At 47.7% G+C, this 23,134-nt stretch carries 18 protein-coding genes and 2 pseudogenes; 13 read left to right on the top strand and 7 right to left on the bottom strand.

Features of this window, described 5'->3' with window-relative positions; genetic code table 11:
* Positions 1 to 143: 143 nt before the first annotated feature.
* From ACZ439_RS13240 to ACZ439_RS13225, 4 genes and pseudogenes are all read right to left on the bottom strand, one after another.
* Positions 144 to 1,217, bottom strand: coding sequence for an LLM class flavin-dependent oxidoreductase (locus ACZ439_RS13240; RefSeq protein WP_174817555.1), 1,074 nt, complete (start codon positions 1,215 to 1,217; stop codon positions 144 to 146).
* A 1,206-nt stretch (positions 1,218 to 2,423) separates the two neighbouring features.
* Complete coding sequence (locus ACZ439_RS13235) at positions 2,424 to 3,548, bottom strand: L-dopachrome tautomerase-related protein (RefSeq protein ID WP_127605396.1); 1,125 nt, start codon at positions 3,546 to 3,548, stop codon at positions 2,424 to 2,426.
* A 689-nt stretch (positions 3,549 to 4,237) separates the two neighbouring features.
* Positions 4,238 to 5,317, bottom strand: coding sequence for an acyltransferase family protein (locus ACZ439_RS13230; RefSeq protein WP_464621089.1), 1,080 nt, complete (start codon positions 5,315 to 5,317; stop codon positions 4,238 to 4,240).
* A gap of 221 nt (positions 5,318 to 5,538) precedes the next feature.
* Positions 5,539 to 5,943, bottom strand: a pseudogene (locus ACZ439_RS13225) (acyl-CoA dehydrogenase family protein); the annotation flags it as partial.
* 1 nt (position 5,944) lies between these two features.
* Here ACZ439_RS13225 and ACZ439_RS13220 point away from each other — a divergent pair.
* The 6 genes and pseudogenes from ACZ439_RS13220 to ACZ439_RS13195 form a co-directional block, all read left to right on the top strand.
* Positions 5,945 to 6,061 (top strand): annotated as a pseudogene (locus ACZ439_RS13220) (amino acid ABC transporter ATP-binding protein); the annotation flags it as partial.
* Between the two features lie 183 nt (positions 6,062 to 6,244).
* Complete coding sequence (locus tag ACZ439_RS13215) at positions 6,245 to 7,144, top strand: SDR family oxidoreductase (protein ID WP_155614889.1); 900 nt, start codon at positions 6,245 to 6,247, stop codon at positions 7,142 to 7,144.
* A 215-nt stretch (positions 7,145 to 7,359) separates the two neighbouring features.
* The gene (locus ACZ439_RS13210) at positions 7,360 to 9,222 is read left to right on the top strand and encodes a PrpR N-terminal domain-containing protein (RefSeq protein ID WP_054796126.1); all 1,863 of its coding nucleotides are present in this window, start codon (positions 7,360 to 7,362) and stop codon (positions 9,220 to 9,222) included.
* A gap of 188 nt (positions 9,223 to 9,410) precedes the next feature.
* Complete coding sequence (locus tag ACZ439_RS13205) at positions 9,411 to 10,847, top strand: four-carbon acid sugar kinase family protein (protein ID WP_464621088.1); 1,437 nt, start codon at positions 9,411 to 9,413, stop codon at positions 10,845 to 10,847.
* Positions 10,837 to 11,832: a 4-hydroxythreonine-4-phosphate dehydrogenase PdxA gene (gene pdxA, locus ACZ439_RS13200; protein ID WP_464621087.1), complete on the top strand. Its 996-nt coding sequence runs from the start codon at positions 10,837 to 10,839 to the stop codon at positions 11,830 to 11,832. Before ACZ439_RS13205 ends, pdxA begins: the two co-directional genes overlap by 11 nt.
* A 17-nt stretch (positions 11,833 to 11,849) precedes the next feature.
* Entirely contained in the window at positions 11,850 to 13,118 is a 1,269-nt protein-coding gene (locus ACZ439_RS13195) for a nickel pincer cofactor-dependent isomerase, group 22 (protein ID WP_054796142.1), read from the top strand.
* A gap of 96 nt (positions 13,119 to 13,214) precedes the next feature.
* Here the strand turns inward: ACZ439_RS13195 and ACZ439_RS13190 are convergent, their stop codons facing one another.
* Both ACZ439_RS13190 and ACZ439_RS13185 read right to left on the bottom strand, forming a co-directional pair.
* Positions 13,215 to 14,054 (bottom strand): aldo/keto reductase, encoded by an 840-nt coding sequence (locus ACZ439_RS13190; protein ID WP_054796129.1) that lies wholly within the window; start codon positions 14,052 to 14,054, stop codon positions 13,215 to 13,217.
* Between the two features lie 112 nt (positions 14,055 to 14,166).
* A complete protein-coding gene (locus ACZ439_RS13185) occupies positions 14,167 to 15,372 on the bottom strand; it encodes an MFS transporter (protein WP_127605254.1) in 1,206 nt (401 codons plus the stop codon).
* A gap of 157 nt (positions 15,373 to 15,529) precedes the next feature.
* On the opposite strand from ACZ439_RS13185, the gene ACZ439_RS13180 reads away from it, so the two are divergent.
* Positions 15,530 to 15,943, top strand: a complete 414-nt coding sequence (locus ACZ439_RS13180; protein ID WP_201317805.1) for a winged helix-turn-helix transcriptional regulator — start codon at positions 15,530 to 15,532, stop codon at positions 15,941 to 15,943.
* 84 nt (positions 15,944 to 16,027) lie between these two features.
* On the opposite strand, the gene ACZ439_RS13175 is transcribed toward ACZ439_RS13180, so the two are convergent.
* Positions 16,028 to 16,792 carry a DeoR/GlpR family DNA-binding transcription regulator gene (locus ACZ439_RS13175; RefSeq protein WP_464621086.1) on the bottom strand — a complete coding sequence of 255 codons (765 nt, stop codon included), beginning with the start codon at positions 16,790 to 16,792 and terminating at the stop codon, positions 16,028 to 16,030.
* 159 nt (positions 16,793 to 16,951) lie between these two features.
* Between ACZ439_RS13175 and ACZ439_RS13170 the strand changes: the two genes are divergently transcribed.
* From ACZ439_RS13170 to ACZ439_RS13145, 6 genes are all read left to right on the top strand, one after another.
* The gene (locus tag ACZ439_RS13170; RefSeq protein ID WP_464621085.1) at positions 16,952 to 17,995 is read left to right on the top strand and encodes an oxidoreductase; all 1,044 of its coding nucleotides are present in this window, start codon (positions 16,952 to 16,954) and stop codon (positions 17,993 to 17,995) included.
* Between the two features lie 141 nt (positions 17,996 to 18,136).
* A complete protein-coding gene (locus tag ACZ439_RS13165) occupies positions 18,137 to 19,198 on the top strand; it encodes a LacI family DNA-binding transcriptional regulator (protein WP_054796131.1) in 1,062 nt (353 codons plus the stop codon).
* Positions 19,199 to 19,361: 163 nt separating this feature from the next.
* The gene (rpiB, locus tag ACZ439_RS13160) at positions 19,362 to 19,820 is read left to right on the top strand and encodes a ribose 5-phosphate isomerase B (RefSeq protein ID WP_054796132.1); all 459 of its coding nucleotides are present in this window, start codon (positions 19,362 to 19,364) and stop codon (positions 19,818 to 19,820) included.
* A 131-nt stretch (positions 19,821 to 19,951) separates the two neighbouring features.
* Positions 19,952 to 21,271, top strand: a complete 1,320-nt coding sequence (locus ACZ439_RS13155) for an ABC transporter substrate-binding protein (protein ID WP_164751726.1) — start codon at positions 19,952 to 19,954, stop codon at positions 21,269 to 21,271.
* A gap of 84 nt (positions 21,272 to 21,355) precedes the next feature.
* Positions 21,356 to 22,252: a carbohydrate ABC transporter permease gene (locus ACZ439_RS13150; RefSeq protein ID WP_127605242.1), complete on the top strand. Its 897-nt coding sequence runs from the start codon at positions 21,356 to 21,358 to the stop codon at positions 22,250 to 22,252.
* 14 nt (positions 22,253 to 22,266) lie between these two features.
* Positions 22,267 to 23,106, top strand: coding sequence for a carbohydrate ABC transporter permease (locus tag ACZ439_RS13145; protein WP_141334906.1), 840 nt, complete (start codon positions 22,267 to 22,269; stop codon positions 23,104 to 23,106).
* Positions 23,107 to 23,134 lie beyond the last annotated feature (28 nt).

Below are 23,134 nucleotides of genomic sequence, written 5' to 3'. Positions count from 1 at the left end.
TTCTCAGCAGTAGGTGTGTTCTCTAGAAGGGGTAGCTCCCCATTTGCATATGCTCCTGATACCGCCTGCAAACGCAAAAAGACGCTGACCTCACGCGGTCAGCGTCCTTTCGTTTAGGAGGCGAGGGGATTCCCGCCATTTGCTTATTCCTTTGCCTCGCTTCGGGCAAGCTCCTTACGTACGATTGGTGCGACCCTGGTGCCGAGCAGTTCGATGGCACGCAGGACTTCACGGTGCGGCATCGTACCGACATTCACATGTAGAAAGAAACGGGTAACCCCCAGGTTTTTGCGCAGTAGAATAATCTTTTCCGCCACATATTCGGGATCACCCACGTAGAGGGCGCCCCGAAGGCTGCGTGCGGCATCATAAGTTGCCCGGCTGTAATGCTGGCCCCAACCCCGCTCACGCCCGATAACGTTCATTTGGGCTTGTGTGGGAGGGAAGAATAAATCGGCAGCCTGCTCGGTTGTTTCCCCGACAAATCCGTGGGAATGAGTCGCAATCGGCAGTTTGGCAGGATCGTGCCCGGACTTCGCGGCAGCCTTCTTATAGAGGTCGACTAACGGCGCGAAACTCTCGGGCATTCCCCCGATGATGGCGAATGCGATCGGAAGACCCAGCATTCCTGCCCGAACAGCAGACTGTGGATTCCCGCCGCTTGCGATCCAAACGGGCAGCGGGTTCTGCACGGACCGGGGATAGACACCAAGGTTATGGATAGCGGGACGATGACCGCCGCGCCAAGACACCTTCTCCGAGGAGCGGATCGCTAGCAGCAGCTCCAGCTTTTCTTCGAACAATTCGTCATAATCATCTAGGCTGTATCCGAACAGCGGAAAGGATTCAATGAACGAACCCCGGCCCGCCATAATTTCGGCCCGGCCGTTGGAAATGCCGTCAAGGGTGGAGAAAGCTTGATACACGCGTACCGGGTCGTCCGAGGACAGCACGGTAACAGCGCTCGTAAGCTTTATCCGCTTGGTCATGGCAGCCGCTGCCGCCAATACAACAGCGGGCGCGGCGCCTGCGTAATCGGGTCGATGATGCTCCCCAATTCCATAGACATCCAGTCCGACCTGATCGGCCAGTACGATCTCCTCAACCGCATTGCGTAGCCGCTCGGCATGGCTGATGACCTCTCCTGTCACCGGGTCAGGTGTAGTCTCCAAAAATGTACTTATTCCTATTTCCATGTTGATCGCCGAATCGGCCATGTTGATTCGCCTCCTTTATTACCTATAGTTTACTCATTTATTTATGGCTTCTCAAATTTAATAAGTTGCTATCGGGATTGTTGTTCCGACTTACGGCTATAATAGTATTCTTGTCCATAAAATGAAGTAGGAGGAAGCAAGGTGTACAGCAGCAAGATATCACGTCTATTCCATTTAATCCTCATGTGGACGTAGATCAACTTCCAATCGTCGTCATTTTAGATAACGGGATCCGCTTCCGTATTGGTAAAAAATATTGTTGGTGGAACTGGGTGTTTCAGATGTTTAAGGTCAAAGGGGGAACCGCACCAATTAGTAACCGCAAGATTTAACTCATTTTATGTTTGCCGATTATGTGATAACATTTGGTGTAGAATTGGATATTTTTCAATAGAAATAGTGCCTTATAGATAATGAAGGAGTGATAGAGTGCTAGACTTAAAGAAGCCCTTATCAATTATTACTAATAAAAAAATAATATTATTTGGACTGGTAGTGCCGGAGTTGAAATTACAAAATATATTAACTCTGTTGGTAGTGTTGCGTTCTATATCGATAATGATCAATTAAAACAATACCAAACATTTTTACAATCATCTATTTATCCTCCAGAAAAGTTACTCTATGAAGATAAAAACGAAATCTTGATCATAATATCGAGTTCTTATGTAGATGAAATTTCTCATCAATTAGACATGATGGGATTCGAAAGGAATAAGCACTATATAGAATATTCTTCTATAATGGAAGACCTCAATTAACGAAGGATTTGAATTTCTGAGTAATAATGGATTTAAAAGAATAGATTTTACTGGAATGACCCCGATTAACGGTTTAAATCGATGACAAGTATCTTTTATCGTAATGACAATTGCTTCGAAATTTAAAATCAAATAATATATAAAAATCGAAGCCATTCTCCGTGGAATGGTAATGGTCGGACTGTGGAGAAACCCATTATTTTCAGCTCTGAAAGCTGAGGTGTAGAACAGACTACACCTTCAAAAACGGGTTTCAAACAGATAATCGCCCTCTAACTTGGCTTCTCGACCAAGGTGGAGGGCGATTTTTATGTTTTATGCGTTAGCCTTTCCTCATAAACAGGAATAGCGAATCCCACGGAACTCTATAGTATCCGCAATGCCGCGGTCTATCGTGTTCCTCGCACGGATGTCATTGCACGGTAGAAGCCAGGCTCATCGGTTATCAATCGGCATACAAGTACGACTTGACGCCATGGCCGACAAATGCTTTCCAAATGATAAGGTTATAGGGATAGGTCCAATCCATCTCATAGCCCCCAAACATCTCGTGCAGGCGGTTGCTGTTGAAGATAATGGAGCCCTTTTGATCAAAAGCGACCCCGTCCACCCATAGCATTCGGTCGTCAGACACAAAATCATGGAATGTATGGCTGGAAGGTGTATAGATGCCTACTCCCTTTCCTTCCAGCATGGTGTAGAACACATTTCCCTTATTATCCGCGTGCATCCCATCGGTGGTCGTGCGCTTGCTGCCAATGGCCCGCACGGCCTTGCGGATTTCTTCTAACGGCGTAGTAAAGTTTCTTAACAGCGAAGTATCAAGTGCATATAGATTGCGCCCTGTGACCTGGCAGTAATACAACGTGGAACGATCCGCGGATAAGGCGATGCCGTCAGCTCCGATTCGAAGAGGTTTATCCTTGAATACCGGCTTATAGTCAATTTGAAAATGAAAATCGGGAAAATCCTGTGTACTGTAATGCCGATCGAGCACCCGTCTGAGCGTTCTCGTTCTCATGTTATACACAATAATTCCGCCGTCAAGCGGGTGATCCGGCCAACCGCAACCAGAATCGGTTATATAGACAAAACCATTCTTATTGTCCACGATCACATCATTTAAAAAAGAAGTCCGGTACGGCGCAATCTCATTCGGGATGATAATGGAGTCGATCATCCGGTTGGTATTCAAATCCCAGACGATCAGCTTCTGCGACCCTTCCGGAGAAGGGGCGTAGGCAATCTTTCCTTGATCCAGCAGCCACATCCGGTTATATTCATCAATTTCATAACCTAGAACGGATTGGAGAACATGGACATTGCCCGCTTGATTCCATTCCCAACTCGGGAAAGCCTCCAAGAGTGGTTTCCCGTCTTTGATTATGATTCGATTCATGGTGGAAGGAATGCCATCAGCCCAGCGGGGCACCGAAACGTAATAATGGCCTTGCTGGTCGACCTTTACTCCGGCAGGCATCGCCTTTTTCCAATATTGATTGGTTTCAAAATCCTGTTTCATCTTTAAGTCAGGAAAGTTCCAATCCAATCGATTCCAATGGAAGATCATTTGATATTGGCCTATTGGCTGGATTTCTTTTGAAACGGGATTTTGCAGCTGGTAAAACGCTTGTCGATAAGGGGACTGCTGACGGGGATTCTGCCCATTAGGGTACTGCATCATATATAGCCTCCCACTGTTGGTTAATCATGATCATCACCTGATCTTATAGATATATGCCTATAGCGGAAGATGGTGCGGGTTGCCGTGTGAACGGGTCCCTTGCAAAACCAGAAAAGGGTGAATAAATACGTATGAATTCATATAATCAACTTGCAGTACCCAAGTCCCATGACTTTTCATCATGAATCGGAGGAATCCAACCTTGAAACTCAAAAGTGCATTTTGGCTCCCCTCGCGGCAACCGCATTGCTCGCTATGCAAATGAACACTGCTTTTGCGGACGATAGATCAACGTTTACCTGAAAGGGAATTTGCAAGCCTTTGAATAACCGCCGATTATTAAAAGGCTCTTGCTCGAAGCTGGCTCAGTCCCGAATGATTTCGCTGTGTTCGAGGGCTTTTCCTCAGATAAACAGCCCCAACGGGGAGATCATAAAAAGAGCGAAAGCACGGCTTTTGTCATCTTTAGGATGGAAGTCCTGTACGGGGGACGCGAGAGTCTACCGAACCAAGGCTAAGGATGCCATCGATGCAATTTGAAGGAAGCCGGAGTCGGATGCAAGGGCCAAGGTACACTATCTTTGCTGGGATATCAGAATATCTTTTGTACGTTCCTTTTGCCTGTTCCATAACTCTTTACAATAGTTTGCCAGTTTGATTTCTATGTATTGATAGGATAAATGAGAAACAATGATAGATAACACAATGCATAAAACAAAATAAATAATAAATGCAGATGAAGAATTTTGTAAATATAAGCCGATTTTCGGGATGATTTTTTTTAGCGGAAACATAATCATAGTGTGCCACATATACAGACTGTAACTAATTTTCCCTAAGTAGAGAAATGAGCTGCTACGTAGAAGTTTGGACATGAAGCCATGTTCCGTTATTATGGATGGGAAAAAAAGAAAACTTAACGATAGGGGAACGAAAATATTAATATTTTCCCAAGTATATGATAAATAGATTAAAGCAAGAAAAATAGCGCCGTTAAAATAAAATATTGTTCCGGGTTTATACAAGTTCCTGATTGTTGTTTCGCAAAAAAATGCCACTACACCAACAATAAAAAATAATGTATTGGGATGCATATATATTATCGCTGTGCAAACAAGTGTCATAAAAAAATAGAAAGTGTACTTCAAATAATTGTTTATAAACGATTTACTGTAGACATAAAAAATAATCCCCGATATTAAATAAAAAACAAATTCATAACTCAGTGACCATGCCACAATTTGTGCAATAGGAAGAGGAAACATACCCGGTAATAAAAATAAATTTGAAAAAAAGTGGAGAATATACTGTGATAAAGTAATGCCACTCATCCATTTATATTCAATAATCGGTCCTGCGGCAAAAATAATGAGATGTATAGTTAAAAAAACGGGATAGATTCGTAGTATTCTATCAAGAAAAAACTCTCCTATCGTTCTTTTATTTATTAAACTTTTTGTAATCAAATAACCGCTAATTACAAAAAATAAATTTACTGATATCGGACCTGCATAATTTATTAAGTAAAGTAAATGTTCCTTTGGAATTTCAATTATATACTTTTCTAAAACAGCAGAAACATAAATGTGGTATATAACTACAGAAAGGGCAAGAAATCCCCTTAATCCCACCAAAGTCTCATTTGTATGCCGCATCCCTTTTTCCTCCTAGATGTAATGAAAACGAATGTTAGGGCTTGCTGAATGATACCGTAAAAACCTGTTTTTTCAATTGTACAGAGATAAAGGAGAATTACGCAACTCTAATTTGTATTATCGGAGATAGCCGCAAGTTCGTTAACACCTGATCTGTGATATATGCAGGAAGGAAGCAAGCAAGCATTAATAATGTGGGGCAGAATCTTCGATCGAGCGGGTCAGCCTTTGGCTGCAACTTTTGCTTTCTCTTGTTCGATTGCGGCTAAAGCTATTTTTTGTAGAGTTACATTATCCATGGGTGGATTATGTAAACCAGCTCTTACATCTCGATAGTATCTTTGCAGAGGATTATTACGGTGAAGACTTTTGATTCCAACGAGTCTCATTGCTTTATCGACAATAGTGAAAGCGGAGTTTGTAACGGCATGTTTTGCGGCGCCAAGCTCGGTTGAAAGATAATCCCTCTGTGTTACATCATCGTAGGCCTCTGCAACGCTATATAAAAAATGTCTTGCTTTCATTAATTCAAGATCCATTTCACCTATTAAATGTTGGACATTAGATAGTTGACTAATCGGTCCACTTATACTATTAGGTGAATATTGATTGGCAAATTGTAAGGCTGGCGGAGTCATAGTAGAAGAAGGGACCCCTAAGGAAATTTTCACAAATCCGAAAGAAGAAAGAACACAACAGTTCTTAAAAAGGGTGCTGCCGGGCGATTTTACTTATTATATTTAAAGTTTGCGTGTTCCCCGTCTCGCTTAGCCGATTGCTTCGTGCCGATCATCATTAACGCATCAGAATAGAATCGGCATAAAAGCGTTCTTCATTGGCACAAAAATAAAATACACCATGATGGGCACCAACCGGAGACTGGGCGAATATTCTGCTTTTGACTATAAAAGCAATGGAGGATTCGCCATGATTCCGATGTATCCCTATTACGGCTATGAATCACGCTGCCGCCAGGTGCCGATCACTTTTCCGCCGCAGCATCAGGACGTACAGCCAGGCTTGGAGTACTTGATGAACCCGGCACCCATATCCGACAATCCCGAATACAAGGGAAGCGGCAAGTTGGCTGGGAAAATCGCCATGATTACCGGAGGCGACAGCGGTATCGGCCGCGCCGTCGCGATCGGCTTCGCCAAAGAAGGGGCGGATATGGCGATCGTTTACTTGTATGAACGCGTAGACGCCGAAGCGACCAAGCGCATGGTGGAGAGTTACGGGCGCCGCTGCCTGCTGATCGAAGGCGATTTGCGCCGGCCCGCTTTTTCCGCGGAAGCGGTAGGAAGAACATTGGAATGCTTCGGGAAGCTGGATGTGCTTATTTTGAACCAAGCGGTCCAGTTCCCCCAGGAAAGCATATTGGATATTTCCGACGAGCAGCTTGAGGATACGTACCGTACCAACATTTTTCCCCATTTCTACTTAACGAAGGCCGCGCTTCCTTATTTGAAGCCTGGAAGCACCATTATATCGACGGCATCCGTTACCGCTTATGCAGGCGCCCCTTTACTTATCGATTATTCTTCAACCAAAGGCGCGGTCGTATCGTTCACCCGTTCGCTGTCGCTTCAATTGGTCAGCAAGGGCATCCGGGTCAATGCCGTGGCACCCGGCCCGATTTGGACCCCGCTCATCGTATCCAGCTATTCGGCCGAATATGTAAAAACGTTCGGTTTGGAAACGCCCATGAAGCGCGCCGGACAGCCGTTCGAGCTTGCGCCGACCTACATTTATTTGGCATCGGACGATTCCTCCTATGTAACGGGACAGGTGCTTCACGTGAACGGCGGCGTGATGACGGAAACTTGAGCTGATAAAGGCAAGTTTGAAAGGCTTTCCGTTACGAAAGCCTTATATAATTGTATGCCATAAATTGTGTTTCGAAATGATACATTAAATTAACGAAAGACAAGAAATAAAGATTTGTGTATAATGTAACTGATGAATATTGCATCATATTGAGTGTAAAATTGCTTCGTTATAGGCGAAGCGGCATTGCTTTTTGAGAGCATGGGGGGCCGTTGATGTTTAAATTTTTGATTATCGCACCTTATAGAGGGTTGAAGGATTTATTGGAAGATATGGCGGAAGAGCTTCCGTATGAAATACATGCCGAGGTTGGCGACCTGCAGCAGGGGTTAACGATCGCCAAGGCGGCGGAGCAGCAAAAATATGACGTTATTATAAGCCGCGGGGGAACGGCTAAGCTGATTCGTCAGCATGTACGCATCCCTGTCATTGAAATTGCCGTCAACGGTTATGATATTTTGCGCTCGTTGACTTTTCTTAAGGAATATCCCGGTAAGGTCGGCATTATCGGCTTTCCGAACATTGTGAATGGCGTTGACACGATTGCGGAGCTGTTGGACATGCAGGTGATGAAATTCGTGATTCATCACGAGGATCAGGCGGCCAGTGCCGTTCAGCAGGCCAAGGAGCAGGGTGTGAGTCTTGTGATTGGCGACGTGATTACGGTGGCTACCTCGGAGAACTACGGACTGAAGGCGATTCTGATCACATCTGGCCGTGAGGCTATCCTCGAAGTACTTGAACGGGCCAAGGAAACGGTGTTATCGCGTCTTGAAAAACATCAGGAAATGGCCTTTATCAAACAACTGCTAAATACGATGGGACAAGGCGTGATCGGGGTGCATGCGGATGGGTCTATCCAGTTTTACAACCAAACGGCCGCCGAAATCTTCGGGGTGAGCGCCGAGCAAGCTGTGCGAATGAAATGGGGGGACTTCCTAACGCAGGCCCAAATCTCGCTGGAGGCTGACAGGGGGGAAGAATTTGTTCAAGTGGTTGTCGGCAAGGCCCATTACAATAAGGGCTTGTTAATTTACGGCAAGCCCATGGCGGACGGGGGGATGAACTACACCATTTACCGGAAGGAAGACATTCGGCTGCTGCAGCAGCAATTCCGGCGTGCCGAGGAGGACCTCTTCTCCCCGCCCGCGAGCCAATTCCAGCATTTTGTGAAAACGGACTTTATTAAAGCTTCCTACATGGATAGGGCGGAGCAGTGGAGCGAGCTTGCCGATCCGATTGTCATCGTGGGAGAGTCGGGCACAGGGAAACGGTCGCTGGCCGAAGCGATGCACAATCGCAGCGGTTATCATAAAGGGCCCTTTGTCGTCCTGTATGCCGATCTAACTCCTTCCGATCAGCTAGGCCGCTTGCTCTTTGGTTCGGATAGCGGCGAGAGCGACGAGAATGCGCTTGTACTCAGAGCGGAAGCGGGGACACTGTATATTCATAATATCGAGTATGTTCCGCTGCCTTCGCAGCGCAGGCTGGCTGCCATGCTGCAAGCTTCAAACCGACGGGGAGAGGGGGCTTATAGTTTCACTCCCCCGTTCCGATTGATCGTTTCCACATCGGACGATCTGGAGGAGAAGGTCAGGGCGAATGAATTTGACCGGCAGCTGTTCACTCTGCTGCAGCCGCACATGATTCATATGCCTCCGCTTCGTTCTTTCATCGAAGATCTGGATCACCTGGTGTTCTGGTACTTGGCCGAAATGAACCGATCGTTGGGCAAGCAGGTTTTGGGCATTAAGCCGGATGTGATGAAGCTGCTGAAGTCTTATCATTGGCCGGGAAATATGCTGGAATTAAAGCGTGTGCTTAAGGTATTGATCGAATCCAGCGACGGCTCGTTTGTGACCATGCAGCAAGCCGAGCCGATTCTTGCCTCGATCTTCGAACGCCCGGCTCCGGAGGGGGCATTGCGGCAGTTGGTCGGCAAAGACCGGACGCTGGAGGAGATCGAACGGGATATTATTCGGATCGTTCTGGAGCAGGAAGGTTTCAATCAGTCGACGACGGCCAAACGGTTAGGCATAAACCGGACAACGCTATGGAGGAAACTGAACCAGGAGTAGCGGAAGGTTACCGCTGCAAAAAACAACAGTTCATAAGCAGGAGAGCATCCCCTTTAAGAAAACAGCGCTGGTGGAGACGAATCCAGTGTAGTTGGAGGGGATTTTCGCGGGATCAGGCCAGCCGGCATTCGGCTGGCCTTTTCGCATAGCGAAATTGTTTAAAAATAAAACAATAAACAGGAAAATATATGTTGATAATTGTAACTACGGCTGATACAATCGAAATAAAATCAGAGGTGAGGCTAGTGGACAACATCATAATTGTTTCAGACGACCTGACCGGGGCGAACGATTCCGGCGTTCAGTTTGCTAAACACGGAATCCCTACGGTGGTATGCATCGATGATTGCCAGCTACCTGATCCTGCATCAGAAGGCACGGCATGTGTAATTAATGTGGAAAGTCGCTCATTATCGCCGGAGGAGGCTTACCGGAAATGGGGACGGCTGCTCGAATCGATCGATTTGAGCAGCTATCAGATTGTATTTAAAAAAATCGATTCCACTTTGCGCGGCAATGTCGGTAAAGAAATTCAAGCATGTATGGAAACGGGCTTGTTCAAGGCGGCGATCGTGGTTCCCGCTTATCCGCAGAAGGGAAGAAAAACCGTCGGCGGCTATCAACTGGTGCATCAGCAGCTGCTGGAAGATAGCGAGATCTCGCGTGATCCCAAATTCCCGGTTACGCATTCGAAGGTCTCCGAAATCATCAGACGCCAGTGGAACTGTTCGATCGGCGAGATCGGAATCAGTACGATTCGCAGCGGGGCGTGGTTGTCCCAGCTCGAGGCGCTGCAGCGTGCGGGAGAAAACGTTTTTGTCTTTGACAGCGCAACGGAAGACGATATCAAGCAGATTGTCGCCGAACTGTCCGGTCAGCGGGTGCTCTGGGTTGGAGCGGCAGGGCTTGCCGAGGCGCTGGCCGGGCAATACCCTCGGCAGATGCTGCAGACGGTACAGCCGACGGAGGGCAGCGGGGGGCCTCCTGTGTTAGTGATGGCCGGCAGCGTCAGCGCCGTGACGCTCGGGCAGGTTGAATCTCTGAAGCAGGATGGATTTGAGTCATTGTTGATCGACCCCCTGATATTTCTGGACGAAGCGAACGGGGATAAAGGAAATGACAGACTGCTGGAAATCGAAACGATAAGCAGCAAGGCGAAGCAGTGCATCGCTTCCGGTAAAAGCGTAGTGATCTCCACGGATGTATCCGCCGCCAAGCGCAATCAGGTTCAAGCGTTCTTGCAGGAGTCTGGCATCGGCGGCATGGATGGGGGAGATCGGATTGCCGACGGCATGGGCAAGCTGGCAGCGGCCATTATGTCGCAAGGATCGCTAGCGGGAGCTGTATTAACCGGTGGAGACATCGCCTATCGCACATGCAAGCACCTGGGTGTCCGCAGCTTACGGATCATCGATGAAGTGGAAGAGGGGCTTCCGCTCTGTTTGACAGAGGGCGCATGGACGATGCCTATAGTGACGAAAGCCGGCGCCTTTGGCCATCGTCATTCGATGCTTATTGCGGCCCGTGCCATCAGGAGCCTGGGGCATTCTCCGATGAGCGGCGGCGGGGTTGCCGTCAGACCGGCGCACAAGGACTTAGCAGCGGGAGGAATATATGATGGATAGACCGACGATTGGGATTACGATGGGGGATGCGGCAGGCGCAGGCCCCGAAATTATTATGAAGGCGCTGCAGGATCCGCACATCCATGAACAGTGCCGCCCCATCGTGATTGGGGACGCTAAATTTTTAACCCGGGCGGAACGTTTTTTGCAGACCGGCCTTCGCGTCCGTTCGATCTCCTCGGTAGAGGAAGCGAGCGGAGAAGCCGGTGTCGTCTACTGCCTGGACATGGACTTGCTTCCCGGCGATTTGCCTTATGGACAAGTTTCTCCGTTAGCGGGGGATGCGGCGTTCCGCTTTCTGGAGAAGTCGATCGAACTGGCGCGTCTTGGGCTAATCGATGCGATTTGCACGGCTCCTTTAAACAAAGAGGCTTTACATAAAGGCGGGCATCGGTATCCCGGACATACGGAAATATTGGCCGATTTGACCGGAACCCAAGACTATGCGATGATGCTGAGCTCCCCAAAGCTCAAGGTCATTCACGTTACGACGCACATCGGGATCATTGACGCGGTTAAATCGATTACACCGGAGCGGGTATATTCGGTTATTCGAATGGCTGCTGACACGCTGAGAAAAGCGGGCTATTCCGATCCCCGGATTTGCGTTTGCGGAATTAATCCGCATGCCGGAGAGAACGGTTTGTTCGGATATGGAGAAGAGGAAGAGAAGATTGTGCCTGCGGTGGAACGGGCCAAAGCGGAGAACATCAACGTGCAGGGACCGCTGCCCGCGGATACGTTATTTTTCCGGGCCGTGCGCGGGGATTTCGATATCGTCGTGGCGATGTATCACGATCAAGGACATGGGCCGATTAAGGTGCTCGGGCTTGAAGCCGGCGTGAATATTACGGTCGGTCTGCCGATTATCCGCACCAGCGTAGACCATGGTACGGCCTTTGATATTGCAGGCAAAGGCATAGCTGACGAATTAAGCTTAAAGGAAGCGGTCCGACAAGCTGTGGAGCTGGCGCCAAAAAGATAGGTTTGGAGGAATACGCTATGGAATTGCCGAAGCTCGTGAAGATTAAACAAACCTTTACCGGTCCGGTAATAGAAGACATTGAAGCAGAAGTATTTCGTCAGATGGAACGGATAGGATTGGCCGATAAAGTCAAGCCTGGTATGAAAATCGCGATTACCGCAGGCAGCCGCGGGATTGCCAATATTGCCTTGATGATCCGCTCCATTGCGAGAGCGCTGCGGGATTTGGGTGCAGAACCGCGCATTATTCCCACCATGGGGAGCCACGGCGGGGCTACGGCCGAGGGCCAGATTGAAATTCTTCATAGTCTCGGCGTGACGGAGGAGTTCTGCGAGGCTCCTATTTTATCCTGCATGGATGTGACCCAAATTGGGACGACGCCAAGCGGGATGCCGGTACATGCCGATAATCATATTTTGGCAAGCGACGGACTTATTTTGCTCGGAAGGATCAAAATGCATACCGATTTCAAATCGGCGCAATGGATCGAGAGCGGTTTGCTCAAGATGGCCGCTATAGGCGTCGGTAAGCACAAGCAGGCACTGCTGCTGCACAGCTACGGGATTCACGGTATTCGGGACATTATGCCTGAGGTTGGTCAGGTCGTGCTGGATCAGCTGAATGTTCTGTTCGGGGTTGGTATTGTCGAGAATGCATTCGATCAAACGGCGATCATCGAAGCGGTTCCTAAGGAGAACATTCCGGCTCGTGAGAGGGAACTGTTGCGAATATCCAAGAGTTTCATGCCCAGTCTGCCGGTTGAGGATATTGACGTATTGGTAGTTGACGAGATAGGCAAAAGTTACAGCGGGACGGGTATGGACACGAACATTATTGGCCGCATACGGATATTGGGCGAGCAGGAACCGAGCAGTCCGCGGATCAAGTATATTATCGCCAGCGACCTCGGCGAGGCATCGCACGGAAATGCGCTTGGCATCGGACTTGCCGATCTGACCACACGGCGGCTGTTCCATAAAATCGATTTACAGGCTATGAATGAAAATGTGATAACAAGCTCGTTCCTGCATCGTGCCATGATTCCCATCGTCATGGACAATGACAGGGAGGCATTGCGTGTAGCTCTACGCTCAACTTGGGGCGTTGAACCAAAGCAGGCCCGCATTGTCCGAATTCCTAATACGCTCCACTTGAAATATGCCTACGTATCGGAAGTGCTGCTGCCGGAGGTCGCCAAGCTTCCGCATATCGAAATTGTTGGCGAGCCTGAAGAGATGGCGTTTGACGCGGCAGGTTATTTTGCCAAGAGCGATTTTGACCACTAAATGCGGGGTATCGCCACTGTATGATAGAACCATGCCACGTTAAAGAAGCCAATTCCTGTTAAGGGAGTTGGCTTCTTCATGTGGGACCCTGTTCACTTAGAAATCAAAGTTGTCCGGATCCGGACCCACTCGATCGTCCTGGTTCAATCCATCAATCCGGGCTATATCTTCAAGGGTTAGCTCAAAATCAAATACGGCCGCGTTCTCGATAATCCGATGTTCTTTCGTTGACTTTGGAATCGTGACAACGCCATGCTGTAAATCCCAGCGCAGAATGACTTGGGCAACCGATTTGCCGTGTTTTTCCGCAATTTCTTTTAACACAGGATGATCTAACAGTTGACCTTGCCTTAACGGAGACCACGCTTCCAACTGAATGTTCTGCTTCTTGCAGAATTCCAGCAGTTCCTTTTGAGTTAACAGCGGATGGAATTCCACCTGGTTCACCATGGGTTTAATTTCAGCTTCCTTCATTAAGTCTTCAAGATGATGGATTTGGAAATTACTTACCCCGATTGCCTTGACTCGCCCTTCTTTATATAGGGTCTCCAAAGCTCTCCATGCCTCTTTATATTTACCTTGCACCGGCCAATGGATGAGGTATAAATCGAGGTACGCCAATCCAAGTTTATTTAGACTTGCTTCGTAGGCGGCAAGTGTTGATTCGTATCCAAGATCGGCATTCCAAACTTTAGAAGTCACGAAGAGGTCTTCTCTGGACAAATGAGCTTCCTGAAAGCCTTCATGAATTCCCTGTCCGACACTTCGTTCATTCTCATAAATAGCCGCTGTATCGATGCTGCGATAACCATGTTGAATGGCTGATTTCACAGCATGTACCAGTTCAGCCCCCTCTTCGACTTTAAATACCCCGATCCCGAGCCAAGGCATGCGGATACCGTTGTGCAGAGTTGTTGTATCTTGCAGGTTTTTCATAACCAAATAGCCTCCTAAATTTTAGATTACAGTTATATTCGCGATTCAAGGTTCCAGCAGCTCCTGAGCAAGCGCAGGGAACCTCATGCTTCGGTGAACACGAGTGCAGCGCCTAAGCGGGGCTGTGCCCGGTTGCGGCTTCATCCTTTTTCTCCAAGGCACGACTCCAGCCCGTCAAAATAACAGCGCCCAGAACCATCACGGCTCCCACCCACGCTGTATGAATAAGGCCGATCGTATCCGTAACTATACCGCCCAAATACGCCCCGATCGCAATGCCTGCGTTAAACGCGGCAATATTGACAGCAGAAGCTACATCTTTCGCATTCGGTGCAAAACGTTCAGCTAACATAACCACATACACCTGCAAGCCGGGAACGTTCATAAAAGCTAACAGCCCCATGAAGAAAATCGTGACCAGACCGGCGGTTTTAAAGGGAGCGGTGAACGTTAACAGGAAGAGCACCAGGGATTGAAAAGCAAACATATAGAACAAGGCAGCGACAGGTTTGCGGTTAGCGGCTTTCCCGCCGATCATGTTGCCGATGGCGATGGCGATTCCGTATCCGAGAAGAATGGCGACTACCGTCTTTTCCTTGAATCCGGTTATATCGTGAAGCAGCGGGGATAAATAAGTAAAGACGACAAACGTGCCGCCGTACCCCAAGGCAGTAATGGCAAATGCGAGCAGCAATCGTCCGTTCGTAACCAGTTTAAGCTGATCGCGAAGCAGCGCTTTGGTTCCTGCGCGCAAATCGGAAGGAATCAACAACAGATTGGCGATGAGAGCCAGGATGCCGACGGCAACGATGGCGATAAAGGCAGCTCGCCAACCGAATTGTTGTCCGATGAAGGTTCCCAGGGGCACCCCTGTAACAGTGGCTACGGTAAGACCGGAGAACATGATCGATATTGCGCTGGCCCGGCGGTTCTCAGGGACGAGATCGGCTGCGATCGTGGAACCAATCGACATAAATATACCATGGGATAACGCGGAGATCACGCGCGCGATCAGCAGCACGACGATGCCATCCGCAGCGGCCGCCAGGCTGTTGCCTGCAATAAATACAATCATGATCCATAGCAGTAATGATTTCCGCGAGACACTAGACGTCAGAGACGTTAGAATGGGGGCTCCCAAAGTTACCCCTAAAGCATATAAGGTAACGGTTAATCCCGAAGTCGAGGCGGATATTTGAAAGTCTTCAGCGATGAGAGGGAGCAGTCCCACACTGATAAACTCGGTTGTTCCAATCGCAAAGGCACTCGCCGCTAACGCAAGGAGCGCCAATATACTCCGTTTTTTATCTAATGTCATTTGTTCCACTCCTAATAGTATGGTAACGACCGGCCGGTAAATGCTATTATGAGTTAAGTACACATAAATGAATAGTACGTACTTTTTAGTATTATAGGTACTCAACAGTACTATAGGTACTAAAAAGTTCCTATAAATAGGTCCGGGGGGATACCTTGTGGTCAAGAAGAAATATAACATATCAGTGGAAGCGACCCTGGAGGTCATCGGGGGAAAATGGAAGTGTGTAATCCTTTGTCATTTAACACGCGGCAAAAAACGAACAAGCGATCTCAAGCGTTTGATGCCGGGCATCACGCAAAAAATGCTGACTCAACAATTGAGAGAGTTGGAACAGGACGGGATTGTAAATCGGATTATCTACAATCAGATTCCGCCCAAAGTGGAGTACGAGCTTAGTGAGTACGGCTGGAGTTTGAAAACGATATTGGACTCTCTATGCGCTTGGGGAGAAAACCATATTATTAAAGAATACGGTGATAAATTTGCTGTACTGGAAGATAACATATTAAATAACCATGTAAAAGAAGGGACAGATAACCGCGATCAACGCGATCAAGATGTGCTTTAAGGTTCAAGCATGACAAGGTGGCCATACCGGGAGCAAAGGACTGGATAAGGGTCGGGGACCAGGAATCCCCGACCCTTTGTGCGGTCAGCTTCCCGGAGGGATAACCATAATTTCAACTTGATGGGTTATTAAAATATCTTTCATCTTACGATCAGGTTCCTGATCCGTGATCAGAACATGAATTTGCCCAAGGTCGCAAATTCGATGAAAAAGGCTTTTACCGAATTTGGATGCATCCGCTAATACGATAACTTGATCAGCTCTTTTTATCATTTCCAATTTTACATAGGCCTCGTCAACAGAAGGCGCCGATAATCCGTCGGAAGAAATGCCGCACGCACCGACAATCAGTTTATTTACTTTAATATCAGATAACATGTCTAACGTGCGGGGTCCGAAGACATTCCGATGCCAGGCATTTAATTCGCCGCCTAGCAAATGCGTGGTTATGTCAGGCTTGTCGCATAAAATTCCGGCAATATCTATGGAGTTGGTTACCACCACGTTGTTTTTCGTAGACATGTATTCGGCGGTATATTGTATGGTTGTAGCCGTATCCATGAGGACATAGTCCCCATCTTGAATAAGGGTAGCCGCAACGCGGCCAATCGCGCGTTTGTTGTCGGCATCATGTAACCGTTCCCGGTAACTCTTTATATTTTTCGTAAGGGTGGGCAGCATAGCTCCGCCCCGAATACGAATGACCTCGCCTTCTTCTTCCAATTTTACCAAGTCACGTCTTGCCGTATCGCGCGAAACCCCATACAGCCCGCAAATATCTTCAAGTTGAATTTTATGATGTTCCTGTAGATATTGAAGAATGGAGCGGGTTCTTTCATCCTGATTCATGCTGAGACCTCTTCCAAAAAATAATGATGTAGTTTGATTATAAGTTTAATACTTAAATGATTCAAATTTTTAATTCAAAAACTTGAAATTATCTTGCGATATTTAAGTATTTAACGTATGATTATTGCATATTTTAATTATGAGGAGAGGGTGGGCTTCGTGAAAAAAATAAAAGTGGGTATTATTGGGTTCGGGCTATCCGGACACACGTTTCATGCGCCTATTATAAAAACGATTAAAGGTTTGGAAATTTCCAAAATTGTTTCGTCGAATGCCCAGAAGGTACATGAAATTTGTCCTCATGTTGAGGTTGTCGCAGAAGTGGAACAACTATTTTCAGACCCCGACATTGACCTTGTTGTCATCACAACGCCCAACACAACGCATTATCCCTATGCCAAACAAGCCTTATTATCGGGCAAACATGTAGTGTTAGAAAAACCATTTGTGAACCATTCGCAGGAAGCAGAGGATCTAATTCGCATTGCGGCCGAGCAAAATAAAATAGTAAGCGTATTCCAAAACAGAAGATGGGACAATGATTTCCTTACCATCAAGGAATGTGTGGAGTCGGGGGTTATAGGCGAAATTTATTCCTACGAAGCACATTACGACCGGTTTCGTCCTGAAGTCACCCATCGATGGAGAGAGCAAAATATCGAAGGCTCGGGTATGCTCTATGATCTCGGTTCGCACTTGATCGATCAAGCGCTCCACCTCTTTGGGCTGCCTGAAACCATTTATGGGGATGTATTCGCGCAAAGGGAAAATTCGGTCGTAGACGACTATTTTCACATTGTTCTAGGGTATGAAAGATTGAGAGTGATCCTGCATTCCAGTTCGATCGTGAAGAACGGCGGCCCCAAATTTCAAATCCATGGCAGTAAGGGCAGCTTTATTAAATATGGTCTGGATTCGCAAGAAGGTTTATTAAGGCAAGGAAAAGCGCCGGGAGATGCTCTCTGGGGCAAGGATCAAGCCGAATACTACGGTGAATTAACGGTAGGCGTAGGCGATCTAGTGTTGAAAGGAAAGGTGGAAACAGCGACAGGTGCCTACGAAGCCTATTATGAAGGGATCGTTGACGCGATTGTTGATAACAAACCGGTGCCCGTAAGCGCAACCGACGCCATGCATACCATCAAGGTGATTGAGCTGGTTAAAAAAAGCAGTCAGGAAAAACGAGTAGTTTTCTTTCAATAACCGAGGCGCCCGTTAAAACACGGCCGACAAAAAAATAAAAAGTGAATGAATGGTGCTTAGCTGGGACAACACTATTGACATATGTAACCAGTCGGGTTTATAATCCGGTTAAACGATTAAAAAGGAGGTGAAACCTCTGAATTGAAGAGGGCGACGCTCAAAGAGGTAGCAAAGTTAGCTGGAGTTTCCACGGCTACTGTATCCAATGCGCTGAACGGAACAAAATATGTAAGCGAAGAAGTCATGGACAAAATTCAGGCGGCGATACAGGAACTGAATTATCAGCCTAACATTGTAGCCAAGAGTCTGCGCGTGCAGGAATCCCGAATCATCGGGCTGTTGATCTCAGATATCGCCAACCCGTTCCTGACTCTTGTCGTGCGGGGGATCGAAGAAGAGCTTGCCAAGAGCAACTATAACATCCTGCTGTGCAACTCGGATTCTTCCGTTGAGAAGGAGCGTAAGTATCTTGAAGTGCTGATTGGCAAAAGGGTGGACGGTCTGATCGTTTCATCCGCCGGGAACACAGGCGATTACTTCCGTTCGCTGGACAAGTCGGGCGTGCCGATTGTATTTCTGAACCGATGTCCGGAATTTATGAATTCCGATGTTATCATGACGAACAATATACAGGGAGCTTATTCCGCCACGGAGCATCTGATTCGGCATGGTTACGGTAGAATCGCCGTTATTACAGGCCCTTCTTCCATTAGCACGGGCAAAGATCGCTTAATTGGCTATAAGAGAGCGCTTGAGGATTACAGCGTCACACTATCCGATGAGCTGGTGAAGGAAGGAATGTTCACCATCCAGAGCGGCTACGACAAGATGAAAGAACTGATGGAACAGGAAACGAAGCCGGATGCCGTATTTATATGCAACAACTCCATGACACTCGGGGCATACAAATATTTGAAGGAATCCGGTATCAGCATTCCCGATCAAATCGCGGTTCTCGGATATGACGATCCCGACTGGGCGGATATCGTAGACCCGCCGATTACAACGGTAAGGCAGCCCGCTTATCAGCTTGGCGTACAGGCGGCAAGCTTGATGCTGGCAAGAATTAAAGACAGGCAAGTGAAGCGGGAAATCATGTATATGGATACGACGTTGATCATCCGGCGTTCCTGCGGATGCAAGGTCGATCAACAATTCCCCGATGCATCGGACCAATTGAGAGACGTCCTATCGAGCTTATGATATTGAAGACTGGCACAAAGCAAGCCGGGCGCGAAGGACTCTCGTTGGTTTTCTGCACACTCACATTTAAACGATTAACCACATTTTGTACATAAAACCGTTGGTTCAGTAAAAAAATTTACTAGAGAATGAAGACAGATGCAGATAACTGGAGGAAGAGAACATGAGAATTGCAGTTGGAGGAGATCATGCTGGTTTCCCATTAAAGGAAACGGTTGTAACAGCTTTAAAAAGAATGGGTCATGAGGTTACGGATTTCGGATCGTATGACAGCAATCCCGTCGATTTCCCGGATATTACCCGCACCGTATGTGCAGCAGTCCTCTCGGGAGAGGCGGAACGGGCCATTATGGTATGCGGTACAGGTGTAGGGGCATGCATCGCGGCTAACAAAATCCCGGGCATCCGTGCTTCCGTATGCCACGATATTTATTCTGCGCATCAGTGTGTGGAACACGATGATGTCAATGTGATGTGCGTAGGCGCACAAATTATCGGTCCTGTCATCGTCGTGGAACTGCTCGAAAGTTTCTTGAAGGCTGAATTCAGCACCGCAGAGGAGTTCCGGCGGAGAGTTGAAAAGCTGCATGAAATGGAGCGGCAGTTTACAGCGCCAAAGTAGAAGGCATCGTGACGCGGCGTTATCCAGATGTTGAAAGCGCATACAGCTAAGCTTGTGAATCCGATAGGGTCCGGCGATTGTTTGAATGCGGGGCTGGCATCTCATCAATTATATAAATGGAGGGGAAGTCAATGAAGTCTAAAAAAGTCGTAATGCCCATCATTTCTGCTATGTTGGTTTTGGGGTTAACCGCCTGCGGAGCGCAAGACGCGAAGGACGATCCTGCAGCGAGCAACAAGAGCACGGACAAATCCGATAGCGGCGAGAAAGTGGAGCTGCGCGTAGCCTGGTGGGGAGGTCAAGCGCGCCATGATAAAATGAATAAACTTTTCGACTTGTTTGAACAAAAAAATCCAAATATCAAAGTTTCCCGTGAATTCACGACGGAGAACCAATACGCGGAGAAATTCACGACACAGGCGGCCGGAGGTAATGCGCCGGATGTGCTGCAGACAAGCAGCTTCTTCCAATTCGACTTTGTAAAGCGCAATATGATGCTCGAATTGGATCCGCTAGTCGCATCCGGGGATATCAACGTTTCCGATTTTGACCCTGTCGATGTAGACGGCGGTAAAGTAAATGGCAAGCTGTATGCGATCAGCCTCGGGCACAATATTAATGGGATCATCTATAACACGGAGATGTTCAAAAAAGCCGGTCTGGACATGCCTAAAAACAACTGGACCTGGGATGATTATGTCGCTACGGCGAAAGCGCTTCAAAAATCGCTGGGCAAGGATGCTTGGGCGAGTGAGGATGAGGGCGGCGTGTACAGGGTTCTGGAGCTCTTCGTTCAGCAAAGAGGCAAGTCAGTGTTTACCGAGAACGGGCTTGGTATAGATAAACAGGATTTGACGGACTGGTTTACGTTCTGGGATCAAATGCGAAAAGACGGCTTAACCCCGCCTCCGGCGATTCAATCGGAACAAGGGGATAAAACGCAGGAACAGTCGATGCTTGCGCGCGGCAAAGTAGCGATGATCACCAAAAGCTCCAATCAGCTGAAAATTTATCAAGGCAGCGCCAAAGACGAGCTCGGCATCGTCAGTTATCCGATGGATCCGAACGGGCAAAAGAAAATTCCACTGATCGTGGCTTCGCTGGGCATTTCCGCAAAAACGAAGCATCCGAAGGAAGCGGCTAAACTGATCAACTTTGTCGTTAACGATCCGGATGCGGCTAATATCTTTAAGGGAGAGCATGGTCCGCAGGCCTCCAAGAAAATGCAGGAAGTGATCAAGCCGCTGCTTGGCAAGCCGGAGGAGAAGGAATACGCGTTCGTTAATGAAATGATGCCGACCACGAAGCCATATCCAACCATGCCGGGCGGAAGCACATCGGTTCAGAAGCTGCTGCTATCTAACAATGAAGCGATAGCGTTCGGCAAGAAGACCATTCCGCAAGCGGTTGACGAATTCTTCGCACAGGCGAATCAGGTTCTGGGCCGATAAGTCCATTGATAAGTCATTAATAGGGCTGGAGCTCGGGGAGCTAACGCCCTGAGCTCCAGCCGCATACAGAGGAGATTTCATGCCATGCCGATAATTTCGAAAAGCAAACGATGGTTATGGATCCTACCATACCTCTTTCTTGCACCTTGGTTGATCGGACTGCTGGTGTTCAACGCCATCCCGATTCTCAGTTCCTTATATCTCTCATTTACGAACTACAATTTCGTGTCCTCGCCGAATTGGATCGGATTGAAAAACTATGTGACCATGTTTGGCAAGGATCCGCAGTATTTGCAAGCATTGAAGGTTACGGTAACTTATGTGCTCGTTGCCGTGCCGCTAGAGCTGGCCTTCGCCCTTTTCTTGGCGCTGGTGCTGAATAAGGGAATACGGGCACTCGGTTTTTACCGGGCGGTTTATTATGTGCCTTCGTTGATCGGGGGAAGTGTAGCGATTGCCATTCTGTGGCAGCAGGTGTTCGGGGAGCGCGGTATCGTCAACCAAGTGTTGAGTTTGATCGGAATCGATATGCCAAGCTGGGTAGGCACGCCCGATTATGCCATCTGGTCGATTATTTTTCTCAAGGTGTGGCAGTTTGGTTCCCCGATGGTTATCTTTCTGGCTGGGCTCAAGCAAATTCCGCCAGACTATTATGAAGCTTCTTCCCTGGATGGTGCAGGCAAGTGGAGTCAATTCTATCATGTCACACTGCCGATCTTGTCCCCTATCGTATTGTTTAATGCCATCATGCAGATCATCAGTTCGTTTCAAGCCTTCACGCCGGCGTATATTATCAGTAACGGTACGGGTGGGCCTGTGAATTCGACACTGTTCTATACGCTGTATTTATACCAGAACGGCTTCGGTAACTTTCAGATGGGCTACGCCTCCGCGATGGCCTGGGCGCTTCTCGTCATCATTGCTTTCTTTACAGGGTTGATCTTTATTACCTCGAAAAAATGGGTTCATTACGGCGATTAGGAGTGACAGATATAATGGCAATGAGGGTTCAGGTTCAAAAGCTGCTGCTTCACGCACTCATCATCGCAGGGTTCATCATCATGCTGTACCCGATCCTATGGATGATCATCAGTTCATTTAAACCGACGGAAACCATTCTGACAGATAACAGCCTTTGGCCGAGAAACCTGACACTTTCGAATTATATCAAAGGGTGGAAAGGTACATCGGGCACTACGTTCACGACCTTTTATATGAATTCTCTGCTTATGGTCGGGCTGGCCGTCGTTGGCAATATCATATCCTGCTCGCTTGCGGCGTATGCCTTTGCACGGCTGGAGTTCAAAGGGAAGAAAGCGATGTTTGCCCTGATGTTGATGACGATGATGATTCCCATGCATGTGCTGGTTGTTCCGCAATATATTATTTTCAATAAATTGGAATGGGTCAATACGATACTTCCTATCGTCGTACCGAAATTTTTTGCCGTTGAAGGATTTTTCGTGTATCTTACCGTGCAATTTATTCGCTCCCTGCCGCGAGAGCTGGATAAAGCGGCAACCGTAGACGGATGCGGACCGATTAGTATTTATACGCGGATTATTTTGCCGTTAACCACTCCGGCCATCGTGACCACGACGATTTTTACATTTATTTGGACTTGGAACGACTTTTTCAGCCAGCTTCTTTATCTTAGCAGCGTGAAGAAATATACGGTGACGCTTGCGCTTCGGATGTTCACTGATGCGGGCGGAGAGGCTGCGCTCGGTTCGTTGTTTGCCATGTCGGTGCTGTCCATTATACCGGTATTCTTCATCTTCTTATTTTTCCAGCGATATATCGTCGAGGGAATTGCAACGTCCGGTATTAAATAAATCCGGTATATCCGGTTTGACGCTTGTC

Source organism: Paenibacillus sp. JCM 9796 (assembly GCF_055379675.1).
Note: the sequence above shows the minus strand (reverse complement) of the source record. Positions and strands in the feature narration are given on the sequence as shown.